The organism is Mannheimia haemolytica, assembly GCF_004342115.1.
GTDB classification, from domain to species: Bacteria; Pseudomonadota; Gammaproteobacteria; order Enterobacterales; family Pasteurellaceae; genus Mannheimia; species Mannheimia haemolytica.
In genome coordinates this window covers 1-24,599 of the sequence record NZ_SMAC01000034.1, presented here as the reverse complement: position 1 = coordinate 24,599, position 24,599 = coordinate 1, and the positions used below count along the sequence as shown (strand labels likewise).

Here is a 24,599-nt window from a genome sequence, read left to right as displayed (position 1 = left end):
CCTTTTTGTTTAGATTGATTTTTGACACTCATATTCTAAACGGGAAACTCTCACTTTTTAGAGTGAATTGTCAGATCAAGTCTGATCTTCTACAATTAAAGGGCTATCGTTTATATAGCCCCTTATTTTATCAGTTAGTAATAGAATGAAGTATTTGTTCACTATTTAAATGACCTGGAATACTTTTCTTTAAATTGAGTGAAGAATCTAACAATAAATTATGTGGATATCCTCTTATTTCGGTTTGTTTAATAAAGTCTCCTTGTTCATCCAATAAAACAGTAATATTAGGATAATCAGATTCTATTCCTTTATACCATTCAATAAATTGATTGGTTGTTTTCTCGCCTTTATGCCCTGGTGAAACAATAGTAATAATTTCAATATCGTTATTTGCTTTTTGGCTTATTTCCTCAATTTCCGCCAATCCGGCTAGACAAATAGAACACCAAGATGCCCATGCTTTTATATAGATTTTTTTACCTTGATATTTATCAAGAGTAATTTGATTTTGATTGAGATCTTTAAGAGGAATATGCCCAAGATGAGAGTTTTCTTGTGCATAGCTGTTAAGACTCAACATCATTATGAGTAAACTAATTATTTTCTTCATCATTATTTATTTCCTTTAATCATATTTATTAAATAGCCGTAACCTTCTTTTTCCATTTGCTCTAATGGAATAAATTTGATTGAGGCACTGTTGATACAATAACGTAATCCGCCTTTATCTTTCGGGCCATCAGTGAAAACGTGTCCTAAATGAGCGTTACCACTTCGACTTAGTACTTCCGTTCTTGTCATATTAAAACTATTATCTTCGGTATAGTTAACAACCTCATTGATAATTGGTTTGGTAAAACTTGGCCAGCCACAGCCGGAGTCATATTTATCGAGAGATGAAAAAAGAGGCTCTCCTGTAGTTATATCAACATAAATGCCCGGTGCGGTATTATCCCAATATTCATTGCTGAATGAACGCTCAGTATTTTTACGTTGGGTAACGCTATATTGCAAAGGCGTTAATTTCATTTTTAATGTTGCATCACTAGGTTTAGGATAATCTTTCGGATCGATAATAATGCTGTTGGCTTGGTTTAAATCAATATGGCAGTAGCCATTTGGATTTTTCTTTAGGTAATCCTGATGATACTCTTCTGCCAAAATATAATGTTTTAATGGTTCTACTTGCACTTGTATTTTTTGTTTGTATTTTGCTTGTTGAGCTTGTATTTCTTTTAAAATAATTTGTTTATCTTGCTCATTCTGATAATAAATACCTGTCCGATATTGGCGGCCAATATCATTACCTTGTTTATTTTTACTGGTTGGATCAATTACTTTAAAGTAATATTGCAACAGCTTTTCTAAAGAAATTTTATTAGCATCATAGGTCACGTGAACTGTTTCTGCATGATCGGTTTGCCCGATAATTCGGTAAGCAGTTTGCTCAGTTTTGCCATTGGCATAGCCCGATGTAGCCTCTTTTACGCCATATATTTTTTCCATATAGGCTTCAATGCCCCAGAAACATCCTCCTGCCAAGTAAATATCCTGTAAGTTTTCAGATCGCATCTCGTTAGGGGTTGTGATGTTTGCTATTGAGGAGGTGGTAAAGATAGCAGACACCAAACATAGTAACAGTTGATTGTATTTCATTCAGTTCTCCTTTATAACTTATGTAATTTTATTTTTTAAGGACGAGGGTTTAACCTTAAACATTCATAATTTCTTACTTTTTTGCTAAGATCAAAATTGGTTTTACTCTCTATAGGATTAGTCGAATATTGTTTAATATTCTCACAAAAAATTTTCTCAATATAACACTATGATTCATAACAAGATTTCTTTAGATATTTCATCGGAACAGCTTGCCGATATTCGTCAGCAAATGTTGAAATTTGCTCAGTTACAATTACAAGATATTGCTCTTGCTGAAGATATGGTTCAAGAAGCATTCGTTAATGCAATAAAAAATATTGATAATTTCCAGCGTAAAGCAGCATTGAAAACCTGGATATTTGCTATTCTAAAAAATAAAATTATTGATTATTTACGTAAAAAAGATCGTATAGTACTAGAAAGTGATCTAGCTGATGATGACGAAGAGAATCACTTTTTTGATAATTATGGGCATTGGAAAGAAGAATATTATCCTTCTAGCTGGTAGGAAGAAGCTGTTTATTCCAAAGAATTTTGGATATTATTTGAAGTTTGCTTAAGCAATTTACCTGCAAAACAAGCTAGGGTATTTATGATGAGGGAATATTTAGAGGCAACCTCAGATGAAATTTGTCGAGTAGTAAATATTACATCAGATAATTTATATACATTAATCTATCGAGCAAGGCTGCAGTTACAACAATGTCTTTCAAGGAAATTAACGGAGAGAAATAGATGAATTGCCGACAAGTAACAAGGTTAATTTCTGACTCAAAGAAACGAAAACTCACTTTAAAAGAGAAGATTGGCGTTAAAACGCATTTGATTATTTGCCCGTATTGTCGTCAATTTAAACACCATTGTGAGCATATCAGCAAATTAATGAAAGATTTTGCTACAAAAGATGAGGAGCATTAAGTATGAAAAATAAAGGTTAAAGTTGAAAAACTTTAACCTTTTAAATAGCGAGCGTTGCCTAATTATTTTCCTCCACCACAAAACAAGCCATGCGAGTACCGTCTTGATAGGTTTTCAGCTCTGGTCGCTCCACATAGCAACGATCGGTTGCAAATCTGCAACGGGCGTTAAAGGCACAGCCTTTTGGTGGATTAAGCGGGCTTGGTAGTTCGCCAGTCAGTTTAATCCGCTCACGGCGTTGCTCCGGGTTCAAACGAGGGGTTGCGGAGAGTAACGCTTGTGTATAAGGGTGACGTGGATTGCTGAAGATAGTTTTGGTATCCCCTTGTTCTACGCAACGCCCTAAATACATCACCATCACTTCAGCGGCAATATGTTCCACTACGGATAAATCGTGCGAGATGAAAACGTAAGACAAGCCCATTTCTTCTTGCAAATCCATCATCAAATTCAACACTTGCGCCCGAACCGAAACATCTAATGCGGAAACGGGTTCATCGGCAACCACAATATCAGGCTGCAACATTAAGCCCCGAGCAATCGCAATTCGCTGGCGTTGTCCGCCCGAAAACATATGCGGATAACGGTCGTAAAATTCCGGTTTTAAGCCGACTTTCGCCATCATTTCCAACACTTTTTCTTTGCGTTCTTTTGCGGATAAGTTGGTGTTAATCAATAATGGTTCTTCTAAAATGCTACCTACTTTTTTGCGTGGATTGAGCGAGCTATACGGGTTCTGAAACACAATTTGGATTTTTTTACGGCGTAGTTGAGCCGTTTCTTTGTCATTGACTAAGAAATTCTGCCCGTTGTAGAACAGTTCACCTTCGGTTGGGCTTTCAATCATAGTGAGCATTCGCCCCAAAGTTGATTTTCCACAGCCGGATTCGCCAACAATCGCAAGGGTTTTGCCACGTTCAAGGGTAAAAGAGACACCATCCAGCGCTTTTACCGTTTTCGGTTTAGCGAACATTCCCTTTTTAACTGGGTAGTATTTTTTTAAGTCCACTGCTTTGAGGAGTGGTGGGAGAGAATTATTTTCTTTCATTCTGTTTTCCTTCTCGGAAAATGTAGGGACGCAATGCTTTGCGTCCACTATCGTTATTTTGCAAAAATCGGTTAAAAATCACCGCTTGTAACGGACGCGAAGCATTGCGTCCCTACTCTTTATGACGTTATACAGCTATCCTTATCGGCTCACCCTGTGCATTCAGTGGCGTGTGGCATTTCACCTGTCTGCCGTTGATCATCTGCATTGCCGGTTCAATGGTTCGGCATTTTTCGGTTGCATACGGGCAGCGAGGGTTGAGTAAGCAACCTTGTGGGCGGTCATATTTGCCCGGCACTACGCCCGGTAGTGATTGCAGGCGGGATTTCCCTTCGGCAAATTCCGGTAAGGCTTTGAGCAATGCTTGGGTGTAAGGGTGCAGTGGTGCTTTGAATATCTGCTCGGCTTTGCCCTCTTCCACGACTTGCCCTGCATACATCACGATAATGCGATGGGCAGATTCGGCAACTAACGCTAAATCGTGCGTGATTAAAATCAACGCCATATTTTCTTTGCGTTGTAATTCAAGTAATAAATCAATGATTTGAGCTTGAATCGTCACATCTAACGCAGTAGTCGGCTCATCGGCAATCAATAATTTCGGGCGACAGGCAATCGCTATCGCAATCATCACCCTCTGGCTCATACCACCCGAAAGCTGGTGCGGATAAACTTCTAAACGGGATTCAGGATCGGGAATACCGACCATCGTCAGCAACTCAATCGCTCGCTCACGACGGCTGGCTTTTGAGCCACCTTGATGCACTTTTAGGGCTTCCATAATCTGATAGCCCACAGTATAGCTCGGATTTAAGCTGGTCATTGCATCTTGGAAGATCATTGAGACATCAGCCCCTACAATCTGTTGTTTTTCTTTTGGTTTTAATGCCAATAAATCATTGCCGTTAAAATACAATTTTTCAGCCATAACCCTGCCGGGGAAATCGATTAAGCCCATAATAGCGAGAGAACTTACCGATTTTCCTGAACCGGATTCGCCCACAATGCCTAATACTTCGCCTTCATTGACTTCGTAACTGATACGATCCACCGCTTTAAATGGTGTTTTAGTTTCACCAAAATGGACGGAAAGTTGATCAACCGTTAATAATGCCATTTTAGATCTCCTATTGTTTCAGTTTTGGATCGAGGGCGTCACGCAAGCCGTCACCCATTAAGTTGAAAGCTAATACTAACGATAAAATCGCTAGACCCGGAATGGTCACCAGCCAGTTTGCCGATTGCATAAAGCCACGAGATTCGGCAAGCATTGTGCCAAGCTCCGGTGTTGGCGGCTGTGCACCAATGCCTAAGAAGCCGAGGGCGGCAAGTTCTAAAATAGCGTTTGAGATCCCCATCGTCATCTGAACGATAAGCGGAGCTAAACAGTTAGGTAAAATCACCACAAACATTAAGCGAAGCACGCTCGCACCAGCAACACGAGAAGCAGTAACATAATCACGGTTTTTCTCGCTTAATACAGAAGCACGGGTCAAGCGAACATAACTTGGAATGGAGACAATCGCAATCGCAATAGCGGCATTTATCAATGAAGGGCCTAAAATAGTGACCACGCCGATAGTTAAAAGCAGGCTTGGAATCGCCAGCATAATATCAACAAAACGCATAATGATGATGTCGAGTGTGCCACCATAGTAGCCAGCAAGTAGACCTAAAATCACGCCGAATACGCAAGAAAGTAGCACAATGACTAAGCCGATAAAGACGGACAATCTTGAACCATAAATAATACGGGAAAGAATATCACGCCCAATATCGTCAGTACCCAGCAGATGAGCGGAATTCCCCCCTTCAAGCCAAGCAGGAGGGAGCAATAACGCACTACGATTTTGTTCGATTGGATCAAAAGGGGCAACCCAAGGTGCGAATACGCACGCAACAAAGACGATTGCAATAAAGGTAAGTCCTATTAATGCCCCCCGATTTTGACAAAAATAGTACCAAAACTCCTGTAACGGTGTTTTGGGTGCGGGTGGATTTACCGACGTTATTCCTGACATCATTAACTCCAACTAAAAATAATCTTGTAAAAAATTGCGGAATTTGAACCGCTTGTGTAACTCCCTCGTTGCTAAAGAGGGGAAAAATCGAAGGAATTTTTCTAACTATGTCGAATCCTCGGATTGACAATGCCATAGAGTAGATCTACCGTAAGGTTCACTAAAATAATAATAGTAGCAATAATCAGCACTGAGCCTTGTAGTACAGGGTAATCACGGCTGTTGATTGCATCAATAATCCATTTGCCGATACCCGGCCACGAGAAGATGTTTTCCGTTAAAACGGCTCCTGAAAGCAGTTGCCCGACAATTAAGCCAACGACCGTTACCACCGGAATCAAGGCATTTCTTAATGCGTGAACAATCACAATTCGGGTAGTGTTTAAGCCTTTGGCTTTGGCGGTGCGGATATAGTCTTCACCCAACACTTCCAACATTGAAGAGCGAGTCATTCGGGTCACAACTGCAAGAGGGATTGTCCCCAGTACGATAGACGGCAAAATCAGAGATTTAATTGCCGCTAAAAATGCCCCTGGTTCGTCCGAATTCCAAGTATCAATCAGCATAAAACCGGTTTCGGCTTCAATCCAGTATTCAGATGGTAAACGACCTGAAGCCGGTAAGCCGAGCGGGGTGGAGAAATAAAGAATTAAAATCAAGCCCCACCAGAAAATTGGCATTGAGTAGCCGGTCAGTGAAAGCGTGGTTACAGTGTGTGAAATCCAACTTTCTTTTTTCACCGCAGCAATCACACCGAGAATAATGCCGAAAATCAACGACCAGAGCAGGGCAAAAAATGCCAACTCAACCGTGGCTGGGAATAGGGTAAAAAATTCCTTCAGCACCGGTTCGTTGTTACGAAATGAGTTACCAAGATCACCGTGCAATACACCTTTGATGTAGCTGATGTATTGTTCAAACAACGGTCGGTTCAGCCCGAGTTGTTCCATCATTTGTTGATGAACCTCAGGCGATAATCCACGTTCCCCCATTCGGATCTCAATTGGATCACCGGGGATAAAATGCACAAGGGCAAAAGTAATTAACGTAATCGCTATAAAGGTAGGGATCACCATTAGCACACGTTTTAAAATAAATGAAAACATTTAAAATCTCTTAGGTTGGATTTTCATCAAAGTTGTCTGATCTCTCGATCTGATTCCCCTCTTTAGCAAAGAGGGGGTAGGGGAGATTTGACAGTAGTAATTAACGAAGAAAATAATCAATAAGACAGAAAATTTATTTCCTCTTTTACAATCCTCTCACTTCGGCAATCGCTTCTGCCAAATCTCCCCCCTGCCCCTCGTAGTTCAAAGAGGGGAGGACAAGCGGTCAAATTTGTAAAAAAATCTGCAAATTCTACCGCTTGTTGGCGGATTATTTATCCGCTAAATCTACTTTGTAGAAGTTATGTAAGCTGAACGGACTCATCACATAACCTTTTACTTCTTTACGCACCGGGAAGTAAACGGTGGAGTGAGCAATCGTAATCCAAGGAGCTTGCTCTTTGAAGATCACTTGAGCTTGTTTATAAAGCTCGGTACGTTTTGCTTTGTCGCTTTCTTGGGCAGCACCAAGCACGACTTCTTCAAACGGTTTGTGGCAGAATTTGGCGTAGTTTGAACCGGCTTCCACCGCTGAGCAGCTTAATAAGGTGTTGAGGAAGTTATCTGGGTCACCGTTATCGCCTGTCCAGCCAATCATTGAGGTTGCCGCTTCACCTTGGCGTAAGCGTTTGAGATATTCGCCCCATTCATAGCTGACGATTTTCGCATTCACGCCCACTTTTTTCCAGTCTTCTTGGATAAGTTCAGCCATACGGCGAGCATTCGGGTTATATGGACGTGATACCGGCATTGCCCAAAGTTCAGTATCAAAACCATTTTCAAAACCGGCTTCTTTTAACAATGCTTTGGCTTTTTCAGGGTTGTAGTCATAGTCTTGAACCGCTTCATTATAGCTCCACATTGTTGGTGGAATTGGGTTTTTCGCTACTTGACCGGCTCCCTGATATACCGCATCTACAATCGCTTGTTTGTTTACAGCGTGATTTAATGCTTGACGTACCTTTTGGTTATCTAATGGTTTAATCGATGAATTTAATGCCAAATAGCCGATATTCATTCCAGATTGGCTCATTAATTCAATATTTGGATCTTTTTTCAGATTTTCGATATCAGCCGGGTTAGGGTAAGGCATTGCGTGGCACTCGCCTTTTTGTAACTTGGCTAAACGTACCGATGCATCCGGAGTAATTGCAAACACTAAGCGGTCAATTTTCGCTTTGCCTTGCCAGTAGTTTTCAAAGGCTTTGTAACGAACGGTGGCATCTTTTTGGTAATCCACAAACTGGAACGGGCCGCTGCCGATTGGGTTGGTATCAATACGCTCAGGCTTGCCGGCCTTTAAGGATTGCTCTGCATATTCCGCTGAGTAAACGGCGTTGAAATCCATCGCTAAGTTAGCTAAGAACGGCGCATTTGGCACTTTTAAGCTGATTTTAACGGTGTGATCGTCCACTTTTTCCACTTTATCGATAATATTTTGCATATCCATACCGATAAAGTATTCGTAGTTACCGCCGGAAACTTTGTGGAATGGATGGTTTGGATCAAACTGACGGTTAATGGAGAACACTACATCGTCTGCATTTAACTCACGGCTTGGTTTAAATTCTTTATTGTCGTGGAATTTTACGCCTTTACGCAGGTGGAAGGTGTAAGTTTTGCCGTCTTCCGAAATGTCCCATTTTTCGGCAAGAGAGGGAATAACATTAGTTGTACCGTCTTCAAAGTCGGTTAATTTGTTATAAATCGGGAGGGCGTTCACATCAAAGCTTGCACCGTCTGTTGATAGCACTGGGCTTAATGCTGAAGGCGAAGCCTCTAAGCAGTAAACAAAGGTTTTCGGTGCAGCAAAGACGCTACTTGAAGCGGCTAGCGCTAATGTTATTAGCGATAATTTAGTCATGTTTTTCATATTCACTCCGTTGTGTTTGTAATAGTTGTTTTACTCTACTTTTTAAGTAGAAAGCTTTGAATATACAATTTTTTGAGCTAACTGCAATCTTTTTTTAACACAAAACGGTGGGTTTTCGGTCAGATTGACAAAATTATGTGGAAATTCAACCGCTTGTCATCTCTTCATTAGAAAAATGAGTGGATATTTTCTCACTATTTTTACTTCTCAAACCCCTGCTTTTCCGCTATTCTTAGAAAAATATCAAACTTAGAGATTTAAGGAAAGCCTTGCAGTTACCTCTACCCATTCATCAAATTGATGAAGACACTTTCGACAATTTTTATAGCCAAAACAGCGAAGTGTTGCTTGAATCCCTCAAACGAAATTTTACGGATGTTCAACAGCCGTTTTTTTACATTTGGGGCGGTAAGAGCTGCGGTAAAAGTCATTTGTTGAAAGCAGTAAGTAACCACTTTCTTTTAAATAACCAAACTTCTAGTTATATTCCGCTCACTAAAGCCAATTATTTCTCGCCGTTGGTGTTAGATAATGCCGAACTGCTGAATGTGATTTGCCTAGATGATATTCAAGCGATTGCAGGAGATGCTGAATGGGAACTTGCTATTTTTAACCTGTTTAACCAAATTCGAGAACAACAAGGCTTGTTTAACGAAGGGCAAAAAACCTTGCTGTTAATCAGTGCCGATTGCCCACCACACCAACTCAATATCCAATTGCCGGATTTACGTTCCCGCTTAACTTGGGGCGAAGTGTACCAGCTAAACGATTTAACCGATGAACAAAAATGCCAAATTTTACAGTTAAATGCTCACCAAAAAGGGGTGGAATTGTCCGATGAGGTCGCTCATTTTCTGTTAAAAAAAGCGGGAACGGATTTAGAGCAACTCTCTAAAATATTGGATAAGTTGGATAAAGCGTCTCTCCAAGCCCAGCGTAAATTAACCATTCCTTTTGTGAAGGAAATCCTCTCTCTGTAACAAGCGGTTTGATTCTTATCAAAATTTGCAAAACTTTTTGAAAATTTGACCGCTTGCTACCTCTAAAGAAGTAATTTATTTGCTACGTTAAATCAAAGGCTTATGATACACTTCGGCTAAAATGTTCAACCAGATGAAAAATAATGAACCAAACGGCCCAATATCAGCTTAAACTTAATCAGATTGCCTGCGAACGGGGCGAAACCCGTTTGTTTGAAGGGTGCAGTTTTACCGTGCAAAGTGGTGAATGGGTGCAGATTGAAGGGCATAACGGCATTGGAAAAACCAGCCTGTTACGTATTTTAGCCGGGCTTTCTTTACCTGCGGAAGGTGAGGTGCTGTGGAACGATATTGCAATTCAAAAACAGCGTGATCACTATTATTCTGAACTATTTTATTTAGGGCATTATTCGGGGGTAAAACCGGAATTAACACCGTGGGAAAATTTGCGTTTCTACCAGAAAATCCAACAGTTACCGCAAGATGATGATGCCCTTTGGCACGCATTGACGAAAGTGTCGCTCATCGGGCGTGAAGATTTGCCTTGTTCGCATTTGTCAGCCGGTCAGCAACGCCGTGTGGCGTTGGCAAAATTGTGGCTCACTAACGCCAAACTTTGGATTTTAGATGAACCCTTTACCGCTATTGATAAAAAGGGTGTGGCGGATCTGATTGCTCATATTGAACAGCATTGCGAGCAAGGCAGATTAGTGATTTTTACCAGCCACCAGGCTGCTGAAAGCGACAAAGTGCGTATTATTTCGTTAGATCAATTTAAAGTATGATTTTATTGACTATTATTCAGCGGGAACTCACCATTGCCTTTCGTAAACCCTCGGAGATTTTAAATCCGTTGTGGTTTTTTTTAATGGTGATTACCGTATTCCCGATTTTAATGGGACCTAACCCCGAATTATTAGGCAAAATTGCCGGCGGCATTGCGTGGGTAGCTGCTTTGCTTTCTGCATTGCTTTCCTTTGAGCGGTTATTCCGTGATGATTATTTAGACGGTTCGCTCGAGCAATTAATGTTACTGCCGCTTGCCTTGCCGCAGGTTGCGTTAGCGAAAGTGATTGCTCACTGGCTGCTGACCGGCTTACCGTTGATTTTACTTTCACCGATTGCTGCCATTTTGCTTTCACTTGAAACCCACGTTTGGTGGGCGTTAGTGCTGACATTATTACTCGGCACCCCGATTTTAAGCTGCTTAGGAGCGATTGGCGTGGCACTCACTGTGGGCTTACGCAAGGGCGGTACGTTGCTGAGTTTATTAATCCTCCCGTTATTCTTGCCGGTACTGATTTTTGCCGCTGCGGTATTAGAAGCCGCCACCTTAAATATGGGTTATAGCGGACAACTGGCGATTATCGGAGCAATTTTAGCGGTTACTTTAACTTTTTCGCCGTTTGCGATTGCCGGTGCATTAAGAATTAGTTTGAACTAAAACTTCCTCTCTCCCTCTTGAGGGAGAGAGACCGAAAAACACCTCGTTCAGAGGTGTTTTTCAGAGAGAGGGGAAGCGGTCGAATTATTATGAAAATTTGCAACTTTTTCCCCTCTCCCTGATTTTCGCTTCTGAACGAAGCTCAAATCGTCCCTCTCCTGTAAACGGGTGAGGGGAATTATTTACTTTGGAGAAATATATGTGGAAATGGCTACACCCTTATGCAAAATCGGAAACGCAGTACCATTTGCTAGGGAAAATCCAACCGTTTTTAGGTTGGCTAAGTTTGATTATGTTAGCGGCTGCTTTTGTTTGGGGCTTGGCTTTTGCCCCGAAAGATTACCAACAGGGCGATAGCTATCGCATTATCTTTATTCACGTGCCGGCAGCAATTTGGTCGATGGGCGTATATGGCTCAATGGCGGTGGCAGGCTTGGTGGCATTGGTTTGGCAAATTCGCCAAGCTAACTTGGCGATGATTTCAATGGCACCTATCGGCTTAGTATTCGCTTTTATTTCACTTGCAACCGGTGCAATTTGGGGCAAACCAATGTGGGGGACTTGGTGGGTGTGGGACGCTCGTTTAACCTCCGCTTTAGTGTTATTTTTCCTTTATATCGGCGTGATGGCTCTTTATTCCGCATTCCAAGACAGACAAACCGGAGCCAAAGCGGCGGCTGTGCTGTCAGTTGTTGGCGTGATTAACTTGCCGATTATTCACTTTTCGGTGGAATGGTGGAACACCTTGCATCAAGGGGCGACCATCACTAAATTCGATAAACCGTCTATGGCGGTGGAAATGTTAATTCCGTTGCTATTGGCGATTTTCGGTAGCTTAATTTTTACCGCTTGGTTTAGCATTTGGCGTTATCGCATTGCCTTATTAAAGGACGAACGTAATCGCCCTTGGGTAAAACAACTGGCAAAATCAGTTTAGAGTAGGAGAGAACAATGACATTTCAATTTGAATCAATCAGCGATTTTTTTGCAATGGGTGGCTACGGCTTTTATGTATGGCTCTCTTATGGTGTCAGTTTCATTGCAATGATTGGGCTGATTTGGCTTAGTCGCCGTGAACAGAAAGCGATTTTGGCTCAAGCAAAAAAAGAGATTGTGCGTGAAGAAAAATTAAAGCAAACATCACAATAAACAAGCGGTCGAAATAACTTTATTTTTTGCAACGATAGCCTCATACTTCTTTATAGGTATTTGATTTGAGAAATCGCAAAACTTCCTTGAAATATCGGGAATGTTTTGCGGTTTTTTGCTATTCTTACACTAATTTATTTTTGAGTTTTTATGCAATTTTGCATTTATTTTGAAGGGTGATTACGATGAATCCAAGACGCAAATCAAGATTAAAAGTGGTGGTTTCGATATTACTTGGGCTTTCTGTCGCAGCAGGCTTGACACTTTATGCGTTAAGCCAAAATATCGATCTGTTTTACACGCCGTCTGAAATTGTAAACGGTAAAAATGATGATCCGAAACAAAAGCCTGAAGTTGGTCAGCGTATCCGTGTGGGCGGAATGGTAGTGGAAGATACGGTAAAGCGTGATGATAAAAGTTTAAAAGTAGTATTTGATCTCAATGATATCGGGCCTTCGATTACCGTGGAATACGAAGGAATTTTGCCGGATTTATTCCGTGAAGGGCAAGGCATTGTGGCACAAGGCGTGTTGATTGAACTAACCCGTTTAAAAGCTACGGAAGTTCTGGCAAAACACGATGAAAACTATATGCCACCGGAATTAGGCGATAAATTAAAAGAACAGCATAAAAAATCAGGTGTGTCTGAACAAGATCTGAAAGGTGAATCGGAAACCGACCGCAAAATGAAAGCCGAGGCGGAAGCAGAAAAAGCCAACAATGTGCAAGGGGAAAGCAAATGATTGCAGAATTAGGCAATTATACGTTGGCATTAGCCCTAGCGATTTCTATCTTGTTGGCAGTTTTACCGCTTTGGGGAGCAGAAAAGCAAAATAGCACCTTAATTGCTCTTGCCCGCCCGATGACTTGGGCAATGTTTTTGGCATTGACTGTCTCTTTTGGTTCGCTGTTTTATCTGTTTGCGGTGAATGATTTTACCGTGCAATATGTGGTGAACAACTCCAATAGCCGTTTACCGTTGCAATATCGTTTATCTGCGGTGTGGGGCGCTCACGAAGGCTCATTATTGCTTTGGGTTTGGTTGTTGTCGCTTTGGTCTGTCGGGGTAGCAACCTTTACCCGTAAAATGCCGGAAGATGCCGTTGCTCGAGTGTTAGGACTAATGGGGGTCATTGGCATCGGCTTTTTGATGTTTGTGATTTTTACCTCCAACCCGTTTGATAGAACTTTCCCAAATTTTCCGATTGATGGCAAAGAATTAAACCCAATGCTGCAAGATGTGGGCTTGATCTTCCACCCACCGTTGCTTTATATGGGCTATGTGGGTTTCTCCGTTGCCTTTGCTTTTGCGATTGCCTCACTGATGACAGGGCGTTTAGATACTGCGTGGGCAAGATGGTCTCGTCCGTGGACAATGGCAGCGTGGGTATTTTTAACGCTCGGTATCGTGCTTGGTTCTTGGTGGGCATACTACGAACTTGGTTGGGGTGGCTGGTGGTTTTGGGATCCTGTCGAGAATGCATCATTAATGCCGTGGCTCGCAGGAACAGCACTGATTCATTCATTAGCAGTGACTGAAAAACGAGGCACATTTAAAGCGTGGACGGTCTTATTAGCGATTCTTGCTTTCTCGCTCTGTTTAGTGGGGACTTTCTTAGTGCGTTCAGGCATTTTGGTGTCAGTTCACGCCTTTGCTTCAGATCCAACTCGTGGTTTATACATCTTAGCTTACTTGGTGTTAGTAGTAGGTGGTTCTTTACTGCTGTATGCATTCAAAGGCTCGGAAATTAAAAGCTTAGATAACTATGAACGCTATTCAAGAGAAACGATGCTACTCATTAATAATATTTTATTAATGGCATTTTTATCGGTGGTGTTTTTAGGGACCTTACTGCCATTAATTCACAAACAAATCGGCTTAGGGACGATTTCAATCGGGGCACCATTTTTTGACCAAATGTTCTTAATTTTAATGGTTCCTTTCTCATTTGTATTAGGGATTGGACCATTAGTGAAATGGCGTAGAGACCAAGTTTCTGCTATTCGTAAACCGGTAATTATTGCAACTATTTTAATGGCATTGCTTGGATTCGGATTGCCATACTTATTCCGTAACACCATTACCGTGAGTGTGGTGTTAGGCACGATGATGTCTGTCTTTATTGTGTTACTTAGCCTGTATGAGCTACACCAACGTGCAACCCATCGCCACTCGTTCTTAAGTGGCATTTTCAAACTGTCCCGTTCACATTGGGGAATGGTGCTGGCTCACTTAGGGGTTGCGATGACAGTGTTCGGCATTGCATTTAGCCAAAATTTCAGCATTGAACGAGATGTCAGAATGAATGTGGGTGATAAAGCTGAGATTTTAGATTACCAATTTGAATTTAAAGGTATTAAAATCACCGATGGGGCAAACTATCAAGGCGGCACTGCCGAGCTTGAAATTACTCGAAACGGTAAATATGAAGCCACACTTAATGCTGAAAAACGTTTCTATACGGTGAGCCGAATGGGAATGACCGAAGCGGCGATTGACTGGGGCTTTACCCGAGATTTATACGCTGCACTTGGCGAAAAATTAGAAGATAACTCTTGGGCAGTGCGTTTGTATTATAAACCGTTCATTCGCTGGATTTGGATTGGCGGGCTGTTTATGGCTCTCGGTGGTTTACTCTGTATGTTGGATAAACGCTACCGTTTACGCATTGAAAATAAAAAAGAAGTGATAGCTTAAATTTTGAAAGGGGCGAACAAATGATGTTCGCCTCTCTTTTTAGTGTTTATTGATGACATTTCTCATAAAGTGGCAATAATGCCCGAATGGTTTGGTAGATAAATTCTACTACATCAATGTTATCCAAATCGTCCTTTTCCACATTTTTGCCGATACACCAAAAATCTTCCTCGTTAGTTAGGGTGAACGCTTGCTCTGACATCTGACTAACGGTTCTAAAATCATCATATTCACTCTCACTTCCGTGCCAAATCTCAAAATCAGCAAACTTTTCCCGATCTAAATTTTCCCACCATTGATTGTATTGATGCACGTTAATTTGCGAGCGATCGGCTCGATAACAATGCCAATCAAGGCTCACTTGCAAACGGCGACGATTTAAAATCACGGAAAGAATAGCCGCAGAATTTCGATTAAATTCATACTTGTAATAGGCAAAAAAATGGGCTCGAACTTGCCAACCGTTGCACCACTTCTCAATATGTGGTGGAGCAAACGGCTGCCCAAGCTGACGAGAAACTTCCTGATGTAGCTTTTTCCAAATTTCCCATTGAGTTTTATATTCCGCCTTAATTCGAGGGATCTCCTCAGGGCAATATTTCTTCATCTGAGCAAATTGGAAGAACGGAATATTGAATAAATCGCACGATGTTGAGCTAAGCATAAACTCTCCTTAAACCTACAAGCGGTTGTTTTTCTCCGGAAATTTGCAAATCTCCGTTTAAAAACAACCGCTTGTATTATTGCACTAACGGCGTTCGTAAAGAAACTCTATGCCTTCGTCATCTTCTTCGCTCCAATCGTCGTCCCAATCTTCTTCTACCGCATTTTGCATTGCTTCGTTGTGGTAGTCTTCCCATTTGAATTTGACTTCTTCAGGTGCTTTATTTTCTTCCTCCACTTCGCGTGGGTTGGCTTCAATAAAGTCCATAATATCACGAGTGAGAGCTTGCACGTTTTGACCGGTAGCGGCAGAAATCAAGTAGTAATCGCCTTCCCAGCCGATTTGCTCGGCAATGTCTTTTGCTCGCTCAGCAGCTTCTTCTTCGCCGATGGTGTCAATTTTATTAAACACCAACCAGATCGGTTTTTCGGCGAGTTTTTCGCTGTATTGGTAAAGCTCGGATTCAATCACCGAAATATTATGAGCCGGATCGCTTTCATCAATCGGCATAATATCGACTAAGTGAATCAAAATACGGCAACGTTCCAAGTGTTTTAGGAAACGAATCCCCAGCCCTGCACCATCTGCTGCACCTTCAATTAACCCCGGAATATCGGCAACCACAAAACTGCGGTCGGCCCCCACACGGGCTACCCCTAAACTTGGCACCAGCGTCGTGAACGGGTAATCCGCCACTTTTGGTTTGGCAGCAGAGACACTGCGGATAAAGGTGGATTTACCGGCGTTTGGTAAGCCAAGCATTCCCACATCGGCAAGCAGTAACAGCTCTAATTTCAAATCACGTTTTTCGCCAGGCGTACCGTTGGTTTTTTGGCGTGGAGCTCGGTTTACTGAGGATTTAAAGCGGGTATTACCTAAACCGTGATAACCACCTTTTGCCACCAGCATTTTCATTCCGTGGCGGGTTAAATCGCCAATAATTTCTTGGGTGTCGTTATCAATCGCACGGGTTCCAACCGGCACTCGTAGGGTAATATCTTGCCCACGATGTCCGGTACAGCCGGCACTGCGACCATTCTCGCCACGCCCAGCAGCATAACGTTTTTCAAAGCGGTAGTCGATAAGGGTGTTTAGGTTTTCATCGGCAATTAAATACACATCACCACCATCGCCACCATCACCACCGTCAGGTCCGCCTTTCGGGATAAATTTTTCACGGCGGAAGCTCACACAGCCATTACCGCCATCGCCTGCTTCTACACGAATCAGGGCTTCGTCAATAAATTTCATATTTGTTTCCTTTTATATGCCCTCTCCCCTTGTGGGAGAGGGACAGATTTTTCTTCGTTCAGAAGAAAAATCAGGGAGAGGGGAAAATGTGTAAAAATTTTAATAAAAATTACCGCTTGTACCCTCTCTCTGCTTATTTCGCTGAACGCTCATAAGCGGTCTCTCTCCCACAAGGGGAGAGAGTTTGTATTACATCTTCTCTACAGTTTTAATACCGAGTAAATCCAACCCTTGTTTCAAGGTTTTCGCCGTTAAGGCAGCGAGTTTCAAACGGCTGTTTTTGGTTGTTTCTTCGGCATTGAGAATCGGGCAAGCCTCGTAGAAACTGGAGAAACTACCTGCAAGCTCGTATAAATATTGGCATAAAATATGTGGCATACCTTCTTTTGCCACGCCGTTTAATGCCTCTTCAAATTGCAATAGTTTCACTGCTAATGCACGCTCTTTTGGCTCATTGAGTTGGATTGAACCGCTCAATGCATCTTCGTCAATGTTCGCACGGGCAAAGATGGAGCGAATGCGGGTGTAGGCATACTGCATATACGGGGCGGTATTGCCTTCAAAGGTCAGCATATTGTCCCAATCGAACACATAATCGGTGGTGCGGTTTTTCGATAAGTCAGAATATTTCACCGAACCAATCGCAACCGCTTCAACCACGGCGGCTTTTTCTTCCGCAGTTAGCTCGGTTGAACGTTCGGCAATCAGTTTATCGGCACGCTCTACCGCTTCATCTAATAAATCTTTGAGTTTGACTGTGCCACCGCTACGGGTTTTGAACGGTTTGCCGTCTTTGCCTAGCATCATTCCGAAGAACGGGTGTTCAAGGCTGAAACTGTCCGGCACATAGCCCGCTTTGCGGGTAATGAGCCATGCCTGTTGCATATGTTGAGCTTGGCGGCTGTCAGAAAAGACTAAGGCTCGGTCAGCTTTTAAGGTCTCGTAGCGATATTTTGCTGCCGCAATATCGGTAGTGGTATATAAGAAACCGCCATCTTTTTTCTGCACGATTACGCCCATTGGGTCGCCATCTTTATTTTTAAATTCATCGAGGAAAACCACTAAAGCACCGTCATCTTCCACCGCTAAGCCTTTGGCTTTTAAATCCGCCACAATTTCAGGCAGCATTGGATTGTAGAGGCTTTCGCCCATTACATCTTTTTCGGTGAGCGTAACATTTAAGCGATTGTAGTTCTCTTGATTGTGGTGCATTGTAATATCGACCAATTTTTTCCACATTGTTAAGCAATATTTATCGCTGCTTTGTAATTTCACCACATAGTTACGGGCTTTTTCGGCGAATGCTTCGTCTGAATCATAATGCTCTTTTGCCGCACGATAGAAGGCTTCTAAATCGCTTAGCTCCATTTCGCTGACGTGCTCATTTTCCATTTTTTCAAGGTAAGCGATCAGCATACCGAATTGAGTACCCCAGTCGCCAACGTGGTTGGCACGAATCACATTATTGCCTAAAAACGCAAGGGTACGAACTACCGCATCGCCAATAATGGTGGAACGCAAATGCCCGACGTGCATTTCTTTTGCTACGTTTGGCGAGGAGTAGTCGATCACAATCGTCTGCGGATTTGCAGTTTTTATGCCAAAATTGACCGCTTGCAATGAACTGTTAGTGTTCTCCGCCAGCCATTCTGGGTTTAAGAAAATGTTGATAAAGCCCGGACCGGCAATTTCTAATTTATCGGCAATACCGTTCAAATCGGCATTCTCTAAGATTTTTTGGGCAAATTCACGTGGATTCATCCCCAATTTTTTCGCTGCACCCATCGCACCATTGGCTTGGTAATCGCCAAATTCCGGCTTGCCCGATTGGCGGACTAAAGGCTCGACATTGCTGTCTGCACCGCTTGCTACCATTGCCTGTTTAATTTTATCTGATAAAATTTGTTGAATATTCACTGTTTAACCTATTTAAATTCTATTTACAAAAAAATGGACAAAATTATAGCAGAAAATGCAAAATTTTTCGAGAAAATGACCGCTTGTTTTGGCGATTTATCGCAATTTGAACAGAAAATCCGACAAATTGCTGAAATCGCCGGCATTGATTTAGCAGCGTATGAAATCGATCATCTTGCGGTAAGAATGAACCAAACCGAAACCGCAGAACAGTGGAAGATCCTTTTGCTTGATGGGGCAACCTTACTTAAAGAGAGCGAGGTAAACGGCAGACCGATAGGGCTGTTTGCATTAATACAAGCGGTTGAATTTTGCGGACAATTTGTAAAGATTGTCGAGTTGCCTTTTCCGAAAAATAAGGTTTATTTAGAAGAAGGCTGGGAACATATTGAGCTGGTTTTTCCGATGTTAGACAACGAAAGTTCGGAACAATGGGTGTCAAGGGCATTATCGCACTTTAGACTTGCTGATAATTCTGAGATTAAATTAAAAATCAGCCAACCTCAGGTAGAAGGGGAGAGATTGCCAAATCCAAGCATTGCGATCAGCTTGAGAAATGTAACTTTTTGTAATCCTTATTGTCTAAAGCTCCACCCTTATGATATAAAAAGTGTAATTATGTCAGAAAATTAACGTTTCGGAGAACAAACAAAATGAAAAAATTAGCTTTAGCTGTCGCATTAATGTCAAGTTTTGCTTTAGTTGGCTGTGCAAATACAGACGTGTTTAGCGGAAGCGTTTATTCCGGTGAGCAGGCAAAAGAAGCTCGTTCTATCGCTTATGGCACTATTGTTTCAGTGCGTGATGTGAAAATTCAAGCACGCAGTGAAGGTGTGATCGGTACTGTCGGCGGTGGTGTATTAGGTGGCGTTGCCGGTAATGCGATTGGCGGTGGTACAGGGCAAGCGATTGCAACCGCAGTGGGGGCAGTTGCCGGTGCGGTAATTGGTAATCAAGTAGAACAAAAAGCGAGTCAAGTTTCTTCATTGGAAATGGTTATTCGCAAAGATGATGGTAAAGAAATCGTGGTCGTTCAAAAGAAAGAAGACGGTTTTGTGCCTGGCAAACGTGTGAGAATCGTAGGGTCTAATTCAGACCTGAATGTTTCTCTGCTTTAATTTTAGTTTTTCCTAGAGGATATATTATTAATGAAAAAACTTTCTTTAGCTGTATTAGCTTCACTTATGTTAGCAGCTTGTACTGCAGATGTTTATTCTGATAAAGGTAATGCAACAGTTTTATCTAGCAAAGCAGTATCAAACGATGTTGTTGAACTTACAGTTCAACGAGATAATGGTGAAACTGTGACTCTAACTCGTGAGTATGATGCACATGCAGCGGTTGGTGCTCGTGTTCATCTTGCCGATGAAATTAAAAATGAAGATAGCGATCTAAAAACGATTAGACGTTATGAGTTTAAATAATCATTTATAGAAATGTAAAACCGGCATTAATTATCGTTAATGCCGGTTTTTTATGCGTTGTCTATTGAAGTTTTTCAGCAAGCATTGCTTCTAACTTCTCTTGGTCAATCGCAAATTTACGAATGCCTTCAGCTAATTTTTCTACTGCCATTGGCTCTTGGTTATGCTCCCAGTAGAATTCTGCTTCTGTCATTTTTTCTGGACGAGGCTTGATTTCACCTTTGTAATCTAGCTTGCAAACTAATTTTTCATCGCTCTCTTGTAGCTCTTTTAATAACGGTGGTGATATGGTTAAACGGTCGCAACCAGCTAACTCAATGATCTCTCCTACATTACGGAAACTTGCACCCATTACAATAGTGTCATAACCGTGTTGTTTGTAGTAATTGTATATATTGGTTACTGAAATTACACCTGGATCTTCAGCTGGAGCATATTCTTTACCTTCGTGAGCTTTGTACCAGTCTAAAATACGACCAACGAATGGAGAGATTAAGTAAACCCCTGCTTCTGCACACGCACGAGCTTGAGCTTGAGAGAATAATAACGTTAAGTTACAGTTAATGCCTTCTTTTTCTAACTGTTCTGCTGCCTTTATACCTTGCCAAGTAGAGGCAATTTTAATTAAAATGCGATCATTACTGATGCCTGCATCGTTATATAATCCAATTAATTTACGTGCTTTAGCGATAGTTTTTTCAGTATCATAAGAAAAACGAGCATCAACTTCTGTAGAAATACGTCCAGGTACAAGTTTTAAGATTTCTAAACCAATATTTACCGCTAATTTATCTTCAGCATCAACTAACTGTTGATCTTTATCGCTACTTTGTGCTTTTGCGTAATTAATCGCTTCTTCAATTAATGGAGCATATTGCGGTAATGCCGATGCACTTAAAATTAAAGACGGGTTTGTTGTTGCATCTTTTGGCTTATAAAGTTTGATTGCTTCAATATCACCAGTGTCAGCAACGATAACGGTCATTTTGCTTAAGGTGTCAAGTTGGCTCATAGTCTGATTCCTTTTTTGATTGTGAAATAAATAGTAGTAAAAGTTACTATAATAATAACATAAGGGAAATAGAGTTTTAGTATTTTTTTATTCAAAACTACTTTTTCTAAAAAAGTATAAAAAATAAGAGGCAATAGCCCCTTTTCTTTTACTTATTTTTTCGGCACATTTCCACAAAATAGCGGTGAAAACTTAAATCATTATTCACTTCGGGATGGAAGGATATACCTATCTGATTTTGGTATTTTACTCCAACAATCTTACCGCTTATCTTGGCTAAAATTTCTACATCTTTTCCAGTACTTTCTATATAAGGCGCACGAATGAATGTGAGAGGAATTTTACCGAGATATTTAACTTCTTCTTCTACTAAAAACGAGCCTAATTGCCTTCCGTAAGCATTACGTTTCACTGTTACAGGCAAAGTAGCCAAATGTTTTTTATCGTCGTTTACCAAATTTTCCGCAAGCAAAATTAAACCCGCACAAGTTCCAAGCGTTGGCAAGCCATTTAAAATTTTTTGACGAAGCGGCTCAAGCAAGCCTAATTCACGTAATAATTTACCTTGAACAGTCGATTCGCCACCAGGTAAAATCAGACCATCAAAATCTTGGTTTAAATCAGCAAGTTGACGAATTTCCATACTTTCAACCCCTAGTTGCTGGAGTTTATCAGTATGCTCGCTAAATGCACCTTGCAGAGCAAGAATAGCAATTTTCATTAGACACCTCTTGCTGCCATTAGCAATTCAATCTCTTGCTCATTAATTCCTACCATTGCTTCACCTAAATCTTCAGAAAGCTCCGCAAGTAATTTAGGATCGTTGTAGTTGGTAACAGCTTGTACAATGGCCCGCGCTCGTTTAGCAGGATCGCCTGACTTGAAAATACCTGAGCCAACGAAGACTCCTTCTGCACCTAACTGCATCATCAATGCAGCATCGGCAGGGGTTGCAATACCTCCAGCAGCAAAGGTGACAACAGGCAATTTTTGGTACTGATGTACATATTGTACTAAATCAAATGGTACTTGGAGCTCTTTAGCTACGTGATAAAGTTCATCTGTGGTATGTGAAACCAAGCGGGCAATTTCTTGTTTCATTTTGCGAAGATGATGTACTGCTTGCACCACATTGCCTGTTCCTGGCTCGCCCTTACTACGGATCATAGCAGCGCCTTCATTAATACGACGTAGGGCTTCGCCTAAATTTTTTGCTCCACATACAAATGGCACTTCAAATTTACGCTTGTTAATGTGGAAGGTATCATCTGCAGGAGAAAGCACCTCACTTTCGTCAATATAGTCAATTTCGATCGCTTGCAGGATTTGTGCTTCTGTAACGTGTCCAATACGTACTTTCGCCATTACAGGAATGGATACCGCTGCTTGGATACTCTTTATCATCTTGGGATCACTCATACGAGAAACGCCACCAGCTGCACGAATATCTGCAGGAATTCTCTCTAGTGCCATTACTGCACAAGCTCCAGCTTCTTCCGCAATGCAGGCTTGCTCAGGGGTAGTTACATCCATAATTACACCGCCTTTTAACATTTGAGCAAGTTGTCTGTTTAAATCATAGCGATTAGTCATTGTACTTTTTCCTTCTAATTGTTGAATAATTGAACTTTTCGTAGTTTCGATTAGCTCGGCATTAAGTTTATTTTTATATTCGCTGGATGCGAGTGTTCATCTACCAATTTAAATACACTCAGCCAATTTGAGTGAGGAAACAGCATGTATTGTAATTTAATCTGAACTGTTTAAAATGACCATTTTATGTTTTTCTTATCATGTCAGATTATGCTTACCTACACTTTTAACACACAAGAAGGCACCGCTCTCTATGAGCAACTTTACCGTTTTCTAAAAAACGACATTGAAAGCAACATACTTATAGCAGGGGATAAACTGCCGTCTAAACGGGCTTTTGCAAAGCATTTAGGCATTTCAGTAATGACAGTGGAAACAGCTTACCAACAGTTAGTAGCAGAAGGTTATGTGAATACTCAGCCTAAAAAAGGCTTTTTTGTGAATGCTTTAAATTTACCAGAAAAAAAGGAAGCCATATCAGTTCAGCTACAAAAAATCAGTTCAGAACAGTATGAGAAAAATAAAAAATGGCAGGCAGATTTAACTAATCGACAGACTTTAGCAGAAAATTTTCCGTTTTCGGTTTGGACAAAATTAGTACGCGAAGTGCTGAAAACACACCAAAGTGAGCTAATGGAGCGTGCTGAGAGTGGGGGTGTATGGACATTAAAATTTGCGATAGCCAATCATCTTCGAGCCTTTAGAGGAATGATCGTTAATCCAACACAGATTATTATTGGAGCGGGTACGGAGTATCTTTACGGTTTGCTCATTCAGCTTCTAGGCTTAGATAAACATTATGCACTAACTGAGCCCAGTTACGATAAATTGCGCAGAATTTATCACAGTTATCGCTTATCAACAGCCACAGTATCGATGCCATTTTCAATCGATGAGTTAAATTCAAAGAATGTGGACGTGATACATACCTCGCCATCACACCATTTTCCGACAGGACACGTAATGCCGATTGCCAAACGTTATGAGTTGTTAGCTTGGGTTGCACAAAAAGCTGAAAGATATATTATAGAAGACGACTACGACAGCGAATTTCGTTTTGTAGGACAACCAATTCCTGCATTGAAATCTATTGATATGCTCGGGCGAGTTATCTATATGAATACTTTTTCTAAAACGCTCTCTTCAACTGTACGAATTGCCTATATGGTTTTGCCACCAGAATTACTGAATCGTTTTCAGCAGGAATTAGGGTTTTATGCTTCTACCGTTTCCAATTTTGAGCAATATATTTTGGCAGAATTTATTCAACAAGGCTATTTTGAAAAGCATATCAATCGAATGCGAGCGTATTATCAAAAAAAGAGGGATAAATTACTAAAAGCTTTCAAGCAAGGCAATTTAGCAGAAAAGATTGCAATAAAAGAAGAACATTCAGGCTTGCATTTCATTGTACAGCTAAATACAACATTAACAGAAAGGCAAATTTTGCAGGCAGCAGAAGAACAAGGTATAAAATTTGTCGCATTGTCTGCTTATTATCAAGATAAATCTCAAATTCAGCAAAATGCTTTTATAATTGGGTACTCTAATTTAAAAGATGATCAGATTAATTATGTAGCAGAGAGCCTGAAAAAAATTTTAGACAACGAATAGCAAGTATCAAAACTGCTTTAATTTTTAGCAAATTGCCTTAAAAACACGCAAGTGGTAATTATTTTAGTGATTTTTGCAAAAAATTGCCAAATTCTCCTTGCAAGGCATTTTGTTTTGCGTATAATGCATGGCACACAACGACGCACTGTTGTGAACATTTAAAAGTTGAATTCGGTGCGTCGTTTCTTTTTGTTCTTTAACAATTTATCAGACAATCTGTGTGGG

The 24,599-nt window shown here is 41.1% G+C and carries 25 protein-coding genes and 1 pseudogene; 13 read left to right on the top strand and 13 right to left on the bottom strand.

Annotated features, from left to right (window positions below; genetic code table 11):
- Positions 1–130: 130 nt before the first annotated feature.
- Positions 131–613, bottom strand: a complete 483-nt coding sequence (locus tag EDC41_RS11415; protein ID WP_031200889.1) for a redoxin family protein — start codon at positions 611–613, stop codon at positions 131–133.
- Between the two features lie 2 nt (positions 614–615).
- Positions 616–1,659: a peptide-methionine (R)-S-oxide reductase MsrB gene (msrB, locus tag EDC41_RS11410; protein WP_020830985.1), complete on the bottom strand. Its 1,044-nt coding sequence runs from the start codon at positions 1,657–1,659 to the stop codon at positions 616–618.
- A 169-nt stretch (positions 1,660–1,828) separates the two neighbouring features.
- Here msrB and EDC41_RS11405 point away from each other — a divergent pair.
- Together EDC41_RS11405 and EDC41_RS13950 are read left to right on the top strand one after the other, a co-directional pair.
- Positions 1,829–2,401 (top strand): annotated as a pseudogene (locus EDC41_RS11405) (sigma-70 family RNA polymerase sigma factor).
- Positions 2,398–2,580 (top strand): anti-sigma factor family protein, encoded by a 183-nt coding sequence (locus tag EDC41_RS13950; protein ID WP_006251250.1) that lies wholly within the window; start codon positions 2,398–2,400, stop codon positions 2,578–2,580. The pseudogene EDC41_RS11405 and the gene EDC41_RS13950 overlap by 4 nt, the downstream one beginning before the upstream one ends.
- Before the next feature lie 58 nt (positions 2,581–2,638).
- Here the strand turns inward: EDC41_RS13950 and EDC41_RS11395 are convergent, their stop codons facing one another.
- From EDC41_RS11395 to EDC41_RS11375, 5 genes are all read right to left on the bottom strand, one after another.
- Complete coding sequence (locus EDC41_RS11395) at positions 2,639–3,628, bottom strand: peptide ABC transporter ATP-binding protein (protein ID WP_006251249.1); 990 nt, start codon at positions 3,626–3,628, stop codon at positions 2,639–2,641.
- A gap of 127 nt (positions 3,629–3,755) precedes the next feature.
- Entirely contained in the window at positions 3,756–4,745 is a 990-nt protein-coding gene (dppD, locus tag EDC41_RS11390) for a dipeptide ABC transporter ATP-binding protein (RefSeq protein WP_006251248.1), read from the bottom strand.
- Positions 4,746–4,755: 10 nt separating this feature from the next.
- Positions 4,756–5,649, bottom strand: a complete 894-nt coding sequence (locus EDC41_RS11385; protein WP_115262468.1) for an ABC transporter permease subunit — start codon at positions 5,647–5,649, stop codon at positions 4,756–4,758.
- A 101-nt stretch (positions 5,650–5,750) separates the two neighbouring features.
- Positions 5,751–6,755 carry an ABC transporter permease subunit gene (locus EDC41_RS11380; protein WP_006248481.1) on the bottom strand — a complete coding sequence of 335 codons (1,005 nt, stop codon included), beginning with the start codon at positions 6,753–6,755 and terminating at the stop codon, positions 5,751–5,753.
- Positions 6,756–7,026: 271 nt separating this feature from the next.
- On the bottom strand, positions 7,027–8,628 hold the full coding sequence (locus tag EDC41_RS11375; protein ID WP_020830984.1) for an ABC transporter substrate-binding protein: 1,602 nt from the start codon (positions 8,626–8,628) through the stop codon (positions 7,027–7,029).
- Positions 8,629–8,897: 269 nt separating this feature from the next.
- Here EDC41_RS11375 and hda point away from each other — a divergent pair, with 269 nt between their 5' ends.
- From hda to EDC41_RS11340, 7 genes are all read left to right on the top strand, one after another.
- Positions 8,898–9,608 carry a DnaA regulatory inactivator Hda gene (gene hda / locus EDC41_RS11370; protein ID WP_006251246.1) on the top strand — a complete coding sequence of 237 codons (711 nt, stop codon included), beginning with the start codon at positions 8,898–8,900 and terminating at the stop codon, positions 9,606–9,608.
- A gap of 143 nt (positions 9,609–9,751) precedes the next feature.
- Positions 9,752–10,393: a cytochrome c biogenesis heme-transporting ATPase CcmA gene (gene ccmA, locus EDC41_RS11365; RefSeq protein ID WP_006251245.1), complete on the top strand. Its 642-nt coding sequence runs from the start codon at positions 9,752–9,754 to the stop codon at positions 10,391–10,393.
- The gene (ccmB, locus tag EDC41_RS11360) at positions 10,390–11,052 is read left to right on the top strand and encodes a heme exporter protein CcmB (protein ID WP_006248486.1); all 663 of its coding nucleotides are present in this window, start codon (positions 10,390–10,392) and stop codon (positions 11,050–11,052) included. Before ccmA ends, ccmB begins: the two co-directional genes overlap by 4 nt.
- A 199-nt stretch (positions 11,053–11,251) precedes the next feature.
- Positions 11,252–11,989 (top strand): heme ABC transporter permease, encoded by a 738-nt coding sequence (locus EDC41_RS11355; protein WP_006248487.1) that lies wholly within the window; start codon positions 11,252–11,254, stop codon positions 11,987–11,989.
- Positions 11,990–12,003: 14 nt separating this feature from the next.
- Positions 12,004–12,201, top strand: coding sequence for a heme exporter protein CcmD (gene ccmD / locus EDC41_RS11350; protein ID WP_006248488.1), 198 nt, complete (start codon positions 12,004–12,006; stop codon positions 12,199–12,201).
- A gap of 185 nt (positions 12,202–12,386) precedes the next feature.
- Entirely contained in the window at positions 12,387–12,944 is a 558-nt protein-coding gene (ccmE, locus tag EDC41_RS11345) for a cytochrome c maturation protein CcmE (RefSeq protein ID WP_020830982.1), read from the top strand.
- Positions 12,941–14,899, top strand: coding sequence for a heme lyase CcmF/NrfE family subunit (locus EDC41_RS11340; protein ID WP_006248491.1), 1,959 nt, complete (start codon positions 12,941–12,943; stop codon positions 14,897–14,899). The genes ccmE and EDC41_RS11340 overlap by 4 nt, the downstream gene beginning before the upstream one ends.
- Positions 14,900–14,945: 46 nt before the next feature.
- Here EDC41_RS11340 and EDC41_RS11335 read toward each other — a convergent pair whose 3' ends face one another.
- The 3 genes from EDC41_RS11335 to argS all read right to left on the bottom strand — a co-directional run bounded on the left by EDC41_RS11335 (position 14,946) and on the right by argS (position 18,731).
- Positions 14,946–15,563, bottom strand: coding sequence for an HI_0552 family protein (locus EDC41_RS11335; protein ID WP_006248492.1), 618 nt, complete (start codon positions 15,561–15,563; stop codon positions 14,946–14,948).
- A gap of 84 nt (positions 15,564–15,647) precedes the next feature.
- A complete protein-coding gene (gene cgtA, locus EDC41_RS11330) occupies positions 15,648–16,814 on the bottom strand; it encodes an Obg family GTPase CgtA (protein WP_006251242.1) in 1,167 nt (388 codons plus the stop codon).
- A 189-nt stretch (positions 16,815–17,003) separates the two neighbouring features.
- The gene (argS, locus tag EDC41_RS11325; RefSeq protein ID WP_006251241.1) at positions 17,004–18,731 is read right to left on the bottom strand and encodes an arginine--tRNA ligase; all 1,728 of its coding nucleotides are present in this window, start codon (positions 18,729–18,731) and stop codon (positions 17,004–17,006) included.
- 33 nt (positions 18,732–18,764) lie between these two features.
- Between argS and EDC41_RS11320 the strand changes: the two genes are divergently transcribed.
- Genes EDC41_RS11320 through EDC41_RS11310 form a run of 3 tightly spaced genes read left to right on the top strand, consistent with a single transcriptional unit; the run spans position 18,765 to position 20,155 of the window.
- Entirely contained in the window at positions 18,765–19,364 is a 600-nt protein-coding gene (locus tag EDC41_RS11320; protein ID WP_015484031.1) for a VOC family protein, read from the top strand.
- A 20-nt stretch (positions 19,365–19,384) separates the two neighbouring features.
- A complete protein-coding gene (locus tag EDC41_RS11315) occupies positions 19,385–19,849 on the top strand; it encodes an outer membrane lipoprotein (RefSeq protein ID WP_006248496.1) in 465 nt (154 codons plus the stop codon).
- A 30-nt stretch (positions 19,850–19,879) separates the two neighbouring features.
- Positions 19,880–20,155 carry a hypothetical protein gene (locus EDC41_RS11310; protein ID WP_006251239.1) on the top strand — a complete coding sequence of 92 codons (276 nt, stop codon included), beginning with the start codon at positions 19,880–19,882 and terminating at the stop codon, positions 20,153–20,155.
- Between the two features lie 61 nt (positions 20,156–20,216).
- Here EDC41_RS11310 and tal read toward each other — a convergent pair whose 3' ends face one another.
- The 3 genes from tal to pdxS all read right to left on the bottom strand — a co-directional run bounded on the left by tal (position 20,217) and on the right by pdxS (position 22,760).
- The gene (tal, locus tag EDC41_RS11305; RefSeq protein ID WP_006248499.1) at positions 20,217–21,167 is read right to left on the bottom strand and encodes a transaldolase; all 951 of its coding nucleotides are present in this window, start codon (positions 21,165–21,167) and stop codon (positions 20,217–20,219) included.
- Positions 21,168–21,315: 148 nt separating this feature from the next.
- The gene (gene pdxT / locus EDC41_RS11300; protein ID WP_006248501.1) at positions 21,316–21,888 is read right to left on the bottom strand and encodes a pyridoxal 5'-phosphate synthase glutaminase subunit PdxT; all 573 of its coding nucleotides are present in this window, start codon (positions 21,886–21,888) and stop codon (positions 21,316–21,318) included.
- Positions 21,888–22,760 (bottom strand): pyridoxal 5'-phosphate synthase lyase subunit PdxS, encoded by an 873-nt coding sequence (pdxS, locus tag EDC41_RS11295; protein WP_006251238.1) that lies wholly within the window; start codon positions 22,758–22,760, stop codon positions 21,888–21,890. Before pdxS ends, pdxT begins: the two co-directional genes overlap by 1 nt.
- Before the next feature lie 186 nt (positions 22,761–22,946).
- Here pdxS and pdxR point away from each other — a divergent pair, with 186 nt between their 5' ends.
- Positions 22,947–24,374, top strand: coding sequence for a MocR-like pyridoxine biosynthesis transcription factor PdxR (gene pdxR, locus EDC41_RS11290; protein ID WP_020830979.1), 1,428 nt, complete (start codon positions 22,947–22,949; stop codon positions 24,372–24,374).
- The last annotated feature ends 225 nt before the right edge of the window (positions 24,375–24,599 follow it).